The 15,576-nt window shown below is 75.3% G+C and carries 3 protein-coding genes; all 3 read right to left on the minus strand.

Annotated elements, in window-relative coordinates; all coding sequences use genetic code 11:
- Window positions 1-568 (minus strand): polyketide synthase (locus QK442_RS33895; RefSeq protein ID WP_282697961.1); only part of this gene is annotated, 568 nt, incomplete at its 3' end.
- Between the two features lie 99 nt (window positions 569-667).
- Window positions 668-14,749, minus strand: coding sequence for a type I polyketide synthase (locus QK442_RS33900; RefSeq protein WP_282697962.1), 14,082 nt, complete (start codon window positions 14,747-14,749; stop codon window positions 668-670).
- Between the two features lie 348 nt (window positions 14,750-15,097).
- Entirely contained in the window at window positions 15,098-15,484 is a 387-nt protein-coding gene (locus tag QK442_RS33905; RefSeq protein ID WP_282697963.1) for a DoxX family protein, read from the minus strand.
- Window positions 15,485-15,576 lie beyond the last annotated feature (92 nt).

A 15,576-nucleotide genomic window follows, 5' to 3' on the forward strand; every position in this document is an offset into this window, starting at 1 on the left:
CCAGCCGCCCGGCCGCGATGGAGCCGGCGCTGCCGCTGAACAGATAGCCCTCGAAGCCCTCCGGCGGAAGGTGCGGCCGGGAGCCGTAGTCGTGGTACATGACGCCGGTGAACACGCCGGTCCGGCTGCCCTTGAGGGACGTCGGGTCGAGGCCCGCCCGTTCGAGGGCCTCCCAGGCGGTTTCGAGGAGCAGCCGCTGCTGCGGGTCGGCGGCCAGCGCCTCGCGCGGCGACATGCCGAACGGCTCCGGGTCGAACAGGTCGGCGTCGTGCAGGAAGCCGCCCTCCCGGGCGTACGAGGTCCCCGGCGCGTCCGGGTCCGGGTCGTACAGCCGGTCGAGGTCCCAGCCGCGGTTGTCCGGGAAGCCGCCGACCGCGTCCGTCTCCTCGGTCACGAGCCGCCACAGCTGTTCCGGCGAGGCCACCCCTCCCGGGTAGCGGCAGGCCATCGAGACGATCGCGATCGGCTCGTGCTCCTTCTCCTGGGCCTCGCGCAGACGCCTGCGGGCGTCTCGGGCGTCGGAGATGGCCTTCTTGAGGTATTCGCGGAGTTGTACCTCGTCAGCCACGTGAACTCAGCTCCCGGGTGTGATGTGGTGCGGTGGGTCGGTCGGTGACGCTTGAGGGGGCACGGGCGGCACGGACCGGGGCCCGTGCCACCCGTGCCGTCAGTCGAGGTCGTCGAGGAGCGCGAAGAGCTCCTCGTCGCTCGCGCCGTCGAGGTCCTTGTCGTCGGAGTCGTCGGAGTCGTCGGAGTCGTCGGGTACGCCGGGGGCGGCGGCGCCGGGCGACGGGGCGCCCGGGCCGTTCTCCGCGGCGTGGAGCAGTTCCCGCAGCCTCGCCGCGATCCGGCCCCGTGCCTCCTCGTCCGGTGCCGCCGCCGTGATGGCGGTGTCGAGGCCGGCCAGCGACGCCAGGACGGGGTCGGCGGCCGAGGCGGCGTCCTCCGTGCCCAGCTCGCCGTCGAGGTACGCGGCGAGCGCGGCGGGCGTCGGATGGTCGAAGACGAGGGTGGCGGGCAGCCGCAGCCCCGTCGCGCGGTTCAGCTGGTTGCGCAGCTCGACCGCGGTGAGGGAGTCGAAGCCCAGGTCCTGGAAGGCGCGGTCGGCCCCGACGCCGCCGGGGTCGCCGTGCCCGAGGACCCCGGCCACCTGGGCGCGTACGAGATCGGTCAGGACGCGTTCCCGTTCGGCGCCGGTGAGGGCGGCGAGCCGCCGGGCGAGCGGGACCTCGTCCTGCGTGCCGCCCGCCGCGGCCGTGCCGCGCCTCCTGCCGGTTCCCGCCAGGGCGTGGAGCACCGGCGGGAGCCGGTCGCCGCCCGCGCGCAGTGCGGCGCGGTCCAGCCTGCTGACGGCGAGCAGCGCCTCGCCCGTGGCGGGGGCCGCGTCGAACAGCGCCGTACCGTCGTCGGAGGACAGCGGCAGCAGGCCCACCTTGGCGAGCCGGCGGAGGTCGTTCTCGTCCAGGCCGCCGGAGAGGGTGCTGGCCTCGGCCCACAGGCCCCAGGCGAGCGAGGTGGCGGGCAGGCCGTGGGCGCGGCGGTGTGCGGCGAGGGCGTCCAGGAAGGTGTTGCCCGCCGCGTAGTTGGCCTGGCCGGCGGTGCCGAGCAGTCCGGCCAGCGAGGAGTACAGGACGAAGGCCGTCAGGTCCTCGCTGTCGCGGGTGAGGTCGTGCAGGTGCCAGGCCGCGTCGACCTTGGGCCGCAGCACCTTGGCGAGCTGCTCGTCGGTGAGGCTCGCGGTGACGCCGTCGTCGAGGACGCCCGCCGTGTGGACGACCGCGGTCAGCGGATGCCCGGCCGGTACGCCGGCCAGGACCTCGCCCAGCGCCTGACGGTCGCTCACGTCACAGGCGGCGAACGAGACGTCGGCGCCGAGTTCGGTCAGGGACGTGCGCAGCTCCGCGGCGCCGGGTGCCTCGACGCCGCGCCGGCTCAGCAGCAGCAGCCGCCGGGCGCCGTGCTCGGTGACCAGGTGGCGGGCGATCACGGCGCCGAGCGTCCCGGTCGCCCCGGTGACCAGGACCGTGCCCCGGTCCCAGCGGGGTGCGGCGGCGTCGGTGCCGGAGCCGGTACGCGTCCGGGCCAGGCGCGGTACGGCGAGTGCCCCGCCGCGTACAGCGACCTGCGGTTCCCCGCTCGCCAGCGCGTCGGCGAGCGACCGTGCCGCCGGGGCGGCGCCGTCCGCCGGGTCGAGGTCGACGAGGACGAACCGGCCGGGGTTCTCGGTCTGCGCCGACCTGACCAGGCCCCAGACTCCCGCGTGCGCCAGATCGGTCACGTCGCCGGTCCCGTTCTCGCCCGCGGCGGCGACCGCGCCCCGGGTGACGACCACGAGCCGTGCCGTCTCCAGGCGGTCGTCCTCCAGCCAGGCCCTGAGGGTCCGCAGGACCCGCCGCGTGGCCTCGTGGGCCCGCTCCGGCAGGCGGCCGTCGTCGTGCGGCACGTCCGCCGCCGGGCCGCCGACCGGGTCGCCGATCGCGGGCAGGAGCACCACCGGGGGGACCGTGCCGCCCGCGTCGAGCTCCGCGGCCAGCGCCGCCGGGTCCGCGTGGCACGGCACCTCCGTGCCGAGGCCGAGGCGGTCGTCGCCGAGCACGGCCCAGCCGGCGCCGGCCGGATCCACGGCGGCCCCGGTGGCCGGGAGCCGTGTCCAGTCGACCCGGAGGAGGCCGTCCCGGGCTGCCCCGCCGCTCGCCTCGCGCAGGGCGTCGCCGGTCAGCGGGCGCAGCAGCAGCGACTCGAAGGACGCGACCGTCGTGCCCGTGCCGTCGGCGACGGTGAGCGCCGCCTGAAGCGACTCCTCACCCTGGCCGCCGGGCAGCGAGAGCCGTACCCGGAGCAGGGTCGCCCCGGTGGCGTACAGGCTCACCCCCGACCAGGAGAACGGCAGCCAGGACGGGCCGTCCCCGGCCACGACGCCGGGCAGCAGCGGATGCAGGGCGGCGTCGAGCAGCGCCGGGTGGAGGCCGTACGCTGCGGCTCCGGCCCGCTGCTCCTCGTCCAGGGCGACCTCGGCGAAGACCTCGCCGTCGCCCTTCCACGCCCGGCGCAGGCCCCGGAAGGCGGGCCCGTAGGCGTAGCCGGCTCCGGCAAGGCGTTCGTACGCCCCGTCGAGCGGGACCTCGACGGCACCGGCCGGCGGCCACACCAGCAGCCCGCCGTCGTCGGGCCCGGCCCCGCCCCGCGTGAGCAGGCCCTCGGCGTGCAGCGTCCACGGCTGCCCGCCCCCGGCGTCCTCGGCGCCTTCGCCCGCTTCGAGCCGGTCGACGCCGTCGGGGCTCGCGTACACCGACACCGGCCGCGCCCCGGACGTGCCGTCCGGCTCGCCCACGACGACCTGGAGCCGCAGGCCGCCCCGCTCGGGCAGCACCAGCGGCGCCGTCAGGGTCAGGTCCTCGACCCGGTCGCACCCGACCTGTTCGCCGGCCCGCAGCGCGAGCTCCAGCAGCGCCGTGCCGGGCAGCAGCACGGTGCCGTGCACGGCGTGGTCCTCCAGCCAGGGGTGACCGCCCCGGGAGACACGCCCGGTGAGCAGGTACGCGTCACGGTCGGCGACCCGTACCGCCGCGCCCAGCAGGGGGTGTCCTGCGGCGGTGAGCCCGAGCCCCGCGGCGTCGCCGGGGTCGGTGGCCCCCTCCAGCCAGTAGCGGCCGTGCTGGAAGGCGTACGTGGGCAGGTCGACCCGGCGCGCCCCGGGGAAGTCGGCCGGGGGCGTGCCGGGCCGCGCGCCGCGCAGCCGTACGGCGGTCAGGGCGGCTGTGACCGAGGCGGCCTCGGGCCGGCCGGCCCGCAGGAGGGGGACGGCGGATCCGGCGTCCCCGGTCAGGCAGTCCTGGACCATGGCGGTGAGCACGCCGTCGGGGCCGACCTCGACGTACTCGGTGACGCCCGCGGCCTCCAGGGTGCGGACGCCGTCGAGGAAGCGGACGGTCCCGCGGATGTGGGAGGCCCAGTAGTCGGGCGAGGCGAGCTGCTCCGCCGTCGCGAGCCCGCCCGTCACGTTCGACACGACCGGGATCCGGGGCTCGGAGAAGGCCAGGCCCGCCGCGACCGCGCGGAACTCGTCGAGCACCTCGTCCATGTGCGGGGAGTGGAAGGCGTGGCTGACCGGCAGCCGCTTGGTCCTGCGGCCCCGTTCGCGCCAGAGGGCGGCGATCTCGTCGACGACGGCCGCGTCGCCCGAGACGACCGTCGCCCGGGGCCCGTTGATCCCGGCGATCGCGACGGCGTCCTCTTCGTACCGGGCGAGGACCTCCCGCACCTCTTCCTCACCGGCCTGCAGCGCGGCCATCGCGCCGCCTTCCCGGGCGGCCTGCATCAGCCGGCCGCGCTCGGCGACGAGCGTGCAGGCGTCGGCCAGGCCGAGGACTCCGGACAGATGGGCGGCGGTGACCTCCCCGATGGAGTGGCCGAGGAGGAAGTCGGGGGCGAGGCCGTGGTGTTCGAGCAGCCGGAAGAGGGCCACCTCGACGGCGAACAGCGCGGACTGGGTGAAGACGGTCTGGTCGATCAGCGCCGAGTCCGCGGACCCGGCGGGCGCGAACAGCACGCCCTTGAGCGGGCGGACGAGTTCGGTGTCCAGGTGCGCGCACACCTCGTCCAGGGCCCGCGCGAACACCGGCTCCGTCTCGTACAGTTCACGTCCCATGCCGAGGCGCTGGCTGCCCTGTCCGGTGAGGAGGAACGCGGTCTTCCCCCTCCGGCCGGCGCCCACGCGGACCACCGACGGGGCGTTCTCGCCGCGGGCGAGCGCGTCGAGCCCGCCGAGCAGCTCCTCCCGTCCCGTGCCCACGACGGCCGCGCGGTGCTCAAGCAGGGCGCGGGCGGTCAGCGAGTGGCCGACGTCGGCCGGGTCGAGCTCGGGGCGGTCGGTCAGATGGCGGTGCAGACGCGCGGCCTGCTGCCGCAGCGCCGTCTCGTCCTTGGCGGACAGCACCCAGGGCAGCGCCCGCCCGGTGATGCCGTCGGTGCCGTCGGTGCCGTCGACCGGGGGACGCGGCGCCGACGGCTCCGCCGGCGCCTGCTCGACGATGACGTGCGCGTTGGTGCCGCTGATGCCGAAGGACGACACCCCGGCCCGGGCCGGGCGGCCGGTCTCGGGCCACGGCGTGGCCTCGGCCAGCAGCTCGACCGCGCCGGACTCCCAGTCGATGTGGGTCGAGGGGTTCTCCGCGTGCAGCGACCTCGGCAGCACGCCGTGCCGCATGGCCTGGATCATCTTGATGATCCCGCCGACCCCGGCCGCGGCCTGGGCGTGCCCGATGTTGGACTTGAGGGAGCCGAGGTACAGCGGCCTGCCGCCGTCCCGCTCCTGGCCGTACGTCGCGAGCAGCGCCTGCGCCTCGATCGGGTCGCCGAGGGTGGTGCCGGTGCCGTGCGCCTCGACCGCGTCGACGTCGGAGGGCCGAAGGCCGGCGTTGGCGAGCGCCTGGCGGATGACGCGTTCCTGCGAGGGTCCGTTCGGGGCGGTCAGGCCGTTGGAGGCGCCGTCCTGGTTCACGGCGGAGCCGCGTATCACCGCCAGGATCCGGTGGCCGTTGCGCCGGGCGTCCGAAAGCCGCTCCACCAGGAGCAGCCCGACCCCCTCCGACCAGCCCGTGCCGCTCGCGTCGGCGGAGAACGAACGGCACCGGCCGTCCTCGGACAGGCCGCGCTGACGGGAGAACTCCACGAAGACGTTGGGGCCCGACATCACGGTGACACCGCCCGCGAGCGCCAGGTCGCACTCGCCCTGGCGCAGCGCGTTCGCCGCGAGGTGGAGCGCCACCAGGGAGGACGAGCAGGCGGTGTCGACGGTGACGGCGGGGCCTTCGAGCCCGTACGTGTACGCCAGCCGCCCGGAGACGACGCTGGACAGGTTGCCCGCGAGCAGGAAGCCCTCGAACTCCTCGGGGCTCCGGGCGAGCCGGGACGCGTAGTCGTCGTACATGGCGCCCGTGAAGACGCCGGTGCCGCTGCCCCGCAGCTCGGCGGGGTCGATGCCGGCGCTCTCGAAGGTCTCCCAGGCGGTCTCCAGGAGCAGCCGCTGCTGCGGGTCGGTGGCGATGGCCTCGCGCGGAGACATGCCGAAGAACGCCGGGTCGAACTGGTCGGCCTCGTACAGGAATCCGCCGTGGCGGGTGTACGAGGTCCCCGGCGCGTCCGGGTCCGGGTCGTACAGGGCGTCGAGGTCCCAGCCGCGGTTCGCGGGGAACTCGCCGATCGCGTCGACCCCGTCGGCCACCAGCCGCCACAGGTCCTCGGGCGAGCGCACCCCGCCGGGGAAGCGGCAGGCCATGCCGACGACGGCGATCGGTTCGTCGGCGGTGGCCCCGGCCCGCCGCACCCGGGCCGGGACCGCCGCCGCGGCCCCCTCGCCGGCGACGCGCTCGTGCAGATGGGCCGCGAGCGCCGCGGGCGAGGGGTGGTCGAAGACGGTGGTCGCGGGCAGCCGCAGACCGGTGGCCGCGTTGAGCCGGTTGCGCAGCTCGACACCGGCCAGCGAGTCGAACCCGAGCTCCTTGAAGGCCCGTTCGGGGTCGAGGCGGTCGGCGTCGGAGTGGCCGAGCACCCCGGCGACCACGGTGCGCACGAGTTCCAGGACGGCGCCCGGCCGCTCCTCCTCCGGCAGGGCGGCGATCCGCCGGCCCCACGAGCCGTCGCCGGCCGCCGGGCCCGCCGCGGCCGCCCGCGCCGTGCGCCGGGGGCGTACCAGGCCGCGCAGGACCGCGGGCGGCAGGCCGTCCGTGCCGCGCACCCGGGACGGATCGAGCAGGGCGGGCACGGCGAGGGCCTCGCCGGTCGCGAGGACGGCATCGAGGAGCGTGAGCCCGGTGTCCGGGTCGAGCGGGGTCACCCCGCTCCTGGCCCAGCGCGCCAGGTCGGCCTCGCCGAGGTGCGCCCCCATGCCGTGGGTGCCGTCCCACAGGCCCCAGGCCAGCGAGGTGGCGGGCAGGCCGAGGGCGCGGCGGTGTGCGGCGAGCGCGTCGAGATAGGTGTTGGCGGCGGCGTAGTTGGCCTGCCCCGCGGTGCCGGTGATGCCGGACACCGAGGAGAAGAGCACGAAGGCGCGCAGGTCCAGGCCGCGGGTCAGCTCGTGCAGGTGGCGGGCGGCGTCGGCCTTGGGCCGCATCACGGTCCGCAGCCGTCCGGCGTCGAGCGACTCCACCGTGGCGTCGTCGAGCACGCCCGCCGTGTGCACGACGGCGGTCAGCGGGTGGTCGGCTTCGACCCGCGCCAACAGCGCCTCCACCGCGTCGCGTTCGGAGACGTCGGCGGCCACCACGGCCACCCGGGCCCCCAGGCCGGTGAGTTCGGAGACGAGGGCGTCGGCGCCCGGTGTGTCCGTCCCCCGGCGGCTGACCAGCATCAGCCGCCGTGCGCCGTGCGCGGCCACGAGGTGGCGGGCGACGAGACCGCCGAGGCCGCCGGTGCCGCCCGTGATCAGGACGGTCCCTTCCGGGTCGAGGACGGGCTGCCGGCCGTCGCCGGCGCCGGCCCGGTCGTGCCGGGTCAGACGGGGCACGTGCAGGGCGTCGCCGCGGAGGGCGAGCTGGGGTTCCCCGGTGGCCACGGCGGCGCGTACGAGCGCGTCGTCGGCCTCGCGGTGGCCGTCGACGTCCAGGAGCACCAGCCGGCCGGGGTGTTCGGACTGCGCGGAGCGGATCAGACCCCACACGGGAGCCTCGGCCAGGCCGGTGACCCGGTCGCCGGGCAGCGCGGCGACGGCGTGCTCGGTCATGAGCACCAGCCGGGAGCCGTCGAACCGCTCGTCGGCCAGCCACCGCCGGACGAACCCCAGGACCCGGTGGGTGAGGACGTACGGGTCGTGCGTGTCGTGACCCTCCCGGTCCCGGTCCTCTCGGTCCCGGCCCCGGTCCTCTCGGTCCCGGTCCCGGTCCTCCCGGTCCCGGTCCTCCTCGGCCTCCGGGCCGAGTTCGCCGACGCGTACGAGGAGGACGTCGGCGTCCCGGACCTCGGACGGCGGCCCGGTGACCGGGGTGATCCGGACGTCGGCGCCGTCACCGGGCGCGACGGCGGGCCAGCTCACCCGGAAGAGCCCGTCGGCGGACTTTCCGCCCTCCGGCCGGGGGAGCCGGTCCCTGGCGACGGGCCGCAGGGCGAGCGACTCGACGGTGGCGACGGGCGTTCCCGCGCCGTCGGCGACGAGCAGCGCGACCGTGTCGGTGCCGACGGGCGTCATGCGGACCCGTACCGCCGTCGCGCCCGCCGCGTACAGCGTGGTGCCCGTCCACGCGAACGGCAGCGGGATCATGCCCGGCCGGTCCGCGTCGGCCGCGTCGAGGACGAGCGGGTGGAGCACCGCGTCCAGCAGCGCCGGGTGGATGCCGAAGCGGGCGGCGGCCTCGTGCTGGTCGGCGTCCAGCGCGACCTCGGCGTACGTCTCGCCGCCTGCGCCCCGCCAGACGGCGCGCAGCCCCTGGAAGACGGGCCCGTACTCGTAGCCCAGGGCGGCCAGCCGCTCGTACACGCCGTCGAGCGGCTCCGCGACCGCGCCCGCCGGCGGCCACTCGGCCAGGCCGTCCCCCGCCGGGGGAGCGGAGGGGGCGGGGCCGGTGGCCAGCGCGCCCGAGACGTGCCGGGTCCACGGCCGCGGCTCGTCGGAGGCGGCGGCACCGGACGCGGGGTCGGGCTGCGAGTGGATCGTGAAGGACCGCAGCCCGGACGCGTCCGCCGGTGCGACCGCCACCTGGACGCGCACCCCCTCACGCCCGGCGAGCACCAGGGGCGCCTCCAGGGTGAGTTCGGCGAGCTGCCCGGCACCGGCCTGGTCGCCCGCCGCGACGGCGAGTTCGAGGAAGGCGGTGGCGGGCACGAGCACGGTCCCGCCGATGCGGTGGTCGGCGAGCCACGGGTGGCTGCCCAGCGAAAGCCGGCTGGTGAGCAGCAGCTCCTCGCGCTCGGCGAGCTCGACCGCCGTGCCGAGCAGCGGGTGTCCCGCGGGGTCGACGCCGAGGCTGCGGGCGTCCGTACGGGGCTCCGCCGTCAGCCAGTAGTGCTCGCGCTGGAAGGCGTACGTGGGCAGCTCGACGCGCGCGGCCCCCGGGTACAGCGCCGCGAGGTCCCAGCGCGCCCCCACGGTGTGGGCGCGGGCGAGACCGGCGGCGAGCGTCTCGTTCTCGGGGCGGCCCGCCCGCAGGAGGGCGAGGGCGGTGGAGTCCCCGGAGGCGAACGAGCCCGCCGCCATGGCGGTCAGGACGGCGTCGGGACCGACCTCGACGAAGACGGTGGTGCCGTCGGCCTCCAGGGTGCGGACGGCGTCGTGGAACCGTACGGCCTCCCGGATCTGCCCCACCCAGTAGTCGGGGGAGGCGAGTTCGGCCTCGGCCGCGACGGCACCGGTCACGGTCGACACGACCGGTATGCGCGGGGCGTGGTACGTCAGCGAGGCCGCGACCTCGCGGAACTCGTCGAGCACGTCGTCCATGTGCGGCGAGTGGAAGGCGTGGCTGACCCGCAGCCTGCGGCTCTTGCGCCCGCGCCCGGTCCAGAGCTCCGCGAGCTCCTCGGCGGCGTCCGCGTCGCCGGAGACGACGACGGAGTCCGGCCCGTTGACGGCGGCGAGGGCGAGCCGGCCGGCGTAGGCGGCCAGGGTCGGCGCGAGCTCCGCCTCCGCCGCCTGGATCGCGATCATCGCCCCGCCGGGGCGCGCCGCCTGCATGAGCCGGCCGCGGGCCGCCACCAGCGCGGCCGCGTCCTCCAGCGAGAGCACCCCCGCGACATGGGCGGCGGCGAGCTCTCCGACGGAGTGGCCGGCCACCGCGTCGGGGACGAGCCCGTCCTGCTCCAGCAGCCGGAAGAGCGCCACTTCCAGGGCGAACAGCGCGGGCTGCGTGTAACGGGTCTCGTGCAGCACCCCGCCCGCGGCGTCCTCGGTGCCCGCCGTGTCCTCGGTGTCCTCGGCGAACATCACCTCGCGCAAGGGACGGTCCAGGTACGGGTCGAGGGCCGCGCACACCGCGTCCAGCGCGGCGGCGAACCCCGGCCGCGTCTCGTACAGCTCACGCCCCATGCCGGCGCGCTGGGCCCCCTGACCGGTGAAGAGGAAGGCCGTGCGCCCGGCGCGGGCCGCGCTGCCGGTCACGACCCGCGGGTCGTCCGCGCCGGAGCCGAGGGCGTCGAGCCCGGCGAGCAGCTCCTCGGTGGTGCGGCCGGTCACGACGGCCCGCTCGTCCCAGGTCGCGCGGGTGGTGGCGAGGGAGTGGCCGACGTCCTCGGGGCGTACCCCGGGCCGGTCGGCGAGGTGGGCGCGCAGACGCACGGCCTGGGCGCGCAGGGCGGTCTCGTCGCGGGCGGAGAGGGGCCAGAGGACGGGTACGCCGCCGGCGGAAGGCCCGGCCGCCCCGGCGGTCTCCTCGGGCTCCGCGACAGGCGCCTCGACGGCCGCCTCGACGGCCGCCTCGACGGCCGCCTCGACGGCCGCCTCGACGGCCTCCTCCAGGACGACGTGGGCGTTCGTACCGCTGATGCCGAACGAGGAGACGGCGGCCCGGCGCGGACCCCCCGTCCCGGGCCACGGTCGCGCCTCGGCGAGCAGCTCGACGGCGCCGGAGGACCAGTCGACGCGCGGGGTCGGCTCGCTGACGTGCAGGGTCCTGGGCAGCACCCCGTGCCGCATGGCCTGCACCATCTTGATGACCCCGCCGACCCCGGCGGCGGCCTGCGCATGCCCGATGTTCGACTTCAGCGAGCCCAGATACACCGGCCCCCGCTCCTGGCCGTGCTCCCGCCGCCCGCGCCCGTAGGTGGCCAGGATCGCCTCGGCCTCGATCGGGTCGCCGAGCCGGGTACCGGTGCCGTGCGCCTCGACCGCGTCCACGTCGGCCGGGGTGAGCCGGGCGTCGGCGAGGGCCTGACGGATGACACGCTGCTGCGAGGGCCCGTTGGGCGCGGTCAGACCGTTCGACGCACCGTCCTGGTTGATCGCGGAGCCACGGAGCACGGCGAGGACCTGGTGCCCGTTCCGCCGCGCGTCGGACAGCCTCTCGACCAGCAGCAGGCCCACGCCCTCGGCCCACGACGTGCCGTCCGCGTCCGCCGAGAACGACTTGCTGCGCCCGTCCGCCGCCAGACCGCGCTGCCGGGAGAACTCGACGAACATCCCGGGCGCCGACATCACGGTCACACCCCCGGCCAGCGCGAGCGTCGTCTCGCCCTGGCGCAGGGACCGCACGGCCATGTGCAGCGCCACCAGCGACGACGAGCAGGCGGTGTCCACGGTGACGGCGGGCCCGACGAGCCCCAGCTGGTAGGCGATGCGGCCGGACATGACGCTGCTGGTGCTGCCGGTGAGCAGATGGCCCTCGACGCTCCGGGGCGCCTCGTGCAGCCGGGGCCCGTAGTCGAGCGCGGTGGCCCCGACGAACACCCCGGTCCGGCTGCCGGCCAGGCTGCGGGGATCGATACCGGCCCGCTCGACCGCCTCCCAGGCGGTTTCGAGGAGCAGCCGCTGCTGCGGGTCCATGGCGAGCGCCTCGCGCGGCGAGATCCCGAAGAACCCAGCGTCGAACAGGCCCGCGTCGTGCAGGAACCCGCCCTCCCGCACCGAACTCCTGCCGGTCCTGTCCGGGTCCTGGTCGTACAGGTCCTCGTCCCAGCCGCGGTCCACCGGGAAACCGGAGATCGCGTCACGGCCCTCGGCGACGAGGTTCCACAGATCCTCGGGCGAGGCGACGCCGCCGGGGTAGCGGCAGGCCATGGAGACGATCGCGATGGGCTCGGCGTCGTCGCCCGTACCGGGCCCGGCAAGACCGTCGTCCTCGTCCTCGTCCGGTGACCCGGTCAACTCGGCCTCGATGTAGGCGATGAGGGCGGCGGGCGTGGGATGGTCGAAGAGCAGACCGCTGGGCAGCCGCAGTCCACTGGCGGCACCGAGCCGGTTGCGCAGCTCCACCGCCATGAGCGAGTCGAAACCGAGGTCCTTGAACGGCAGCCGGAGGTCGACGCGCTGGTCCTCGCCGTACTCCAGGACGGCGGCGATGTGCGCGGACACGAGCCCGGCGACGGCCCGCCCGTCACGCGGCGGCTCGGGCAGGGGCGCACGCTCGGGGAGGGCAGGGGGGACCGCCGGAGCGGTCGGCGACGGCCGGCCGTCGATCCAGTGGTGGCGGCGCTGGAAGGCGTAGGTGGGGAGGGGGACGCGGTGGGCGGTGGTTGCGGTGGAGGTGCTGGTCCAGTCGATGTCGGTGCCGTGGACGAAGAGGGTGGCGAGGGCGGTGAGGAGGCTCTGTGTCTCGTCACGGTTCTTGCGGAGGGCAGGGACGGCGATGTCGGCTTCGTCGACCATGGCGGTCAGGACGCCGTCGGGTCCGAGTTCGAGGAGTGTGGTGGCTCCTTCCGCCTTCAGCGTCTGAAGGGCGTCGGCGAAGCGGACGGCCTGGCGGACTTGTTGGGTCCAGTAGTCGGGGGTGCGCAGGTCGGTTGCGGTGGCGAGTTGTCCGGTGAGGGTGGAGACGACGGGGATGTGTGGGGGGTGGTAGGTGAGGGTGGCGGCGGTGGCCCGGAACTCCTCCAGCATGGGGTCCATGTGGGGGGAGTGGAAGGCGTGGCTGACGGTGAGCCGGCGTGTTGTGAAGCCGAGGTGTTCTGCCTGGGTGGCGATGTCGGTGACGGTGGCGTCGTCGCCGGAGATCACGACGGAGTCGGGTCCGTTGACGGCGGCGATGGCTGCTTGTGTCTCGTGTCCGGTGAGCAGGGGCAGTACGTCGGTTTCGCCGGCGCGGATGGCGATCATGGTGCCGCCCTGGGGGAGTGCCTGCATCAGGCGGGCGCGTGCGGCGACGAGGGTGGCGGCGTCCTGGAGGTCGAGGATTCCGGCTATGTGGGCGGCGGTGAGTTCGCCGATGGAGTGTCCGGTGAGGAAGTCGGGGCGGATGCCGAAGGATTCGACGAGTCGGTAGAGGGCTACTTCGACGGCGAAGAGTGCGGGTTGGGTCCAGCCGGTGGAGTCCAGGTCCTCGCCGGAGTCGATCACGTCGCGCAGGGGCCGTTCCAGCAGTGGGTCCAGTACCTGCGTCACGGCGTCGAAGGCCTCGGCGTAGGCGGGGAAGGTGGCATACAACTCCCGCCCCATGCCTGCCCGCTGGGCGCCCTGTCCGGTGAACATCACCCCCAGTCGGCCGTCTCGTACGGCCCCGGAGACGACCCCCTGCGCGGGCAGGCCGTCCGCCACCGCACCGAGCCCGTCGAGCAACTCGTCCCGACCGTGCCGCAGGACGACGGCGCGGTGGGCGAAGAGCGTGCGGGTCTTCAGCAGTGACCACGCCACATCACGAGGACTGAGCTCCTCGTCCTCCCCGCTCTCCCCGTTCTCCTCGATGAAGTCGCGGAGCCGTGCGGCCTGTGCGCGCAGGGCCGACTCGTCGCGCCCCGAGACCACCCACGGCAGCGCGGTCGGCCCGGCGGGCGCGTCGTCGTCGGCCGTCGCCTCCGACGGCGCGGGGCCCTCGGTGAGGACGACGTGGCAGTTGGTGCCGCCCATTCCGAAGGAGCTGACGCCCGCCACGAGCCGCGCCTCGGGCTGCGGCCAGGGGGTGAGCTCGCGGGGCACGGCCAGGCCGAGGTCGTCCAGCGGGATCGCCGGGCCGGGCCGCTCGAAGTTGAGGCTCGCCGGGATCTCCCGGTGGCTGATGCTCAGCAGCACCTTGAGCAGCCCGACCATGCCCGCCGCACCTTCCAGGTGCCCGACGTTCGTCTTGGCCGAGCCGACCAGGAGGGGGTTGCCGGTGCCGCGTCCCGCGCCCAGGACGGCGCCGAGCGCGGCGGCCTCGATGGGGTCGCCGACGGGGGTGCCGGTGCCGTGGAGTTCGACGTACTGGACCTCGGAGGCCCCGATCCCGGCCTTCGCGTACGCCGTGCGGAGCACCTGCTGCTGGGCCTCCCGGCTGGGCACCGTGAGGCCGGGCGTGGCACCGTCGTTGTTGACCGCGCTGCCGCGGATGACGCCGTAGACGCGATCGCCGTCCGCGAGGGCCCGGGAGAGCGGCTTGAGGAGGACCGCTCCGCCGCCCTCTCCGCGGACGAAGCCGTTGGCGCGGGCGTCGAAGGTGTAGGCGGTGCCGTCCGGGGACAGGCCGCCGAAGCGTTCCTCGGCGACGGCGCTCTCGCCGAGGAGGTTGAGGTTCACTCCGGCGGCGATGGCGGTGGACGACTCTCCCGTGCGCAGCGACTCGCAGGCCAGGTGGACGGCGACGAGCGAGGACGACTGGGCGGCGTCGACGGTCAGGCTGGGGCCGCGCAGACCGAGGTGGTACGAGACGCGGTTGGCGATGACGCCCCGGTTGAGGCCGGTCATGGTGTGCTGGGTGATGGCCGTGTCGCCGTGCCGGCCGACCAGTCCGGCGTAGTCGTCGCGCAGTGTGCCGACGAACACCGACGTACGGGTGTCGCGCAGTTCGGCCGGGACGATGCCGGCGTCCTCGATCGCCTCCCACGCCAGTTCCAGAACGAGGCGCTGCTGCGGGTCCATGGCGGCGGCCTCGCGCGGCGATATCCCGAAGAACGCGGCGTCGAACTCGCCGATACCGTCGAGGAACCCGCCCCTGCGCATTCCGGCGTGCTCGGGCGGAGCAGCGGATTCCCAGCGGTCGTCCGGCACATCCGTGATGGCCTCTCGGCCGCTGCGCAGGAGTTTCCAGAATTCCGCCGGGCCGGGCGCCTGCGGAAGCCGGCAGGAGATTCCCACGACGGCGACGGCCTCGTCATCCTGCCCCAACACACCGGCCTGCACGGAATGGTGATCAGTCGTCATCGCGGTCGGATCGCCCTTCATGGATGATTTTCCACTACGCGTGATCCCGACCCTAGGAGAATCCCCTCCGGCTCCTCTCAACACCTGCTCATGAGCGAGTAACCGGGCTTTTGCGCCCGGCGGATGAATGAGCTGTTACCGAGTGGAGATGAATTAACTCCTCCGTCATTCGGGCCGCCCGGAGGGGATGTCGAAGCCCCGTCGGTTCCGTTGGCGGAGCAGCTCGGCGATCGCCCGGGCCGCGTCGCGGGCGGGGCGTCCGACGCCGATGAGGGTGGCGGAGGCGGGGCCGGTCCGGTCGCCGTGGCCGGAACTGACCCACCAGGCCGAGAACCCACCCCGGCCCGGTCAGCCGGTGAGGGGTTCCAGGGCGAAGCGGCCGACCGCCACGAAGGCGGTCAGGGCGAGGTAGCCGCCGTCCCCCAGCGCGGCTTTGGTCTCGCCACGGCGGACCCGCACGATCACGGCGCCGGTCATGATCAGCGCCAGGCCGGTGGCCGCCAGCGGTACCAGTATCGGCGCGATGCCGAGCAGGGCGGGCAGGACCAGGCCCGCGGCACCGAGGACCTCAAGGGCTCCGATGGCCTTGAGGGTGCCGGGCTCGAAGTCGAGGACCCAGCGCGCGGCGTCGGCCATCGAGGCCATCCTCTCCCGGGGGACGAACAGCTTCCCGAGGCCGGAGAAGAGGAAGACGGCGGTCAGCAGGCCGGTGATGATCCACAGGGCGGTGTTCATGAGTCTTGTCCTTGGCGATGTCTTCGGTGGCGGAGGCGGGCGGCGGACCCGGGGTCGTCCCGGGTCCGCCTGAGCGCCCTGGGGGAGGGGGG

Source organism: Streptomyces sp. CC208A, from assembly GCF_030010625.1.
In the GTDB taxonomy this organism is placed as follows: Bacteria; Actinomycetota; Actinomycetes; order Streptomycetales; family Streptomycetaceae; genus Streptomyces.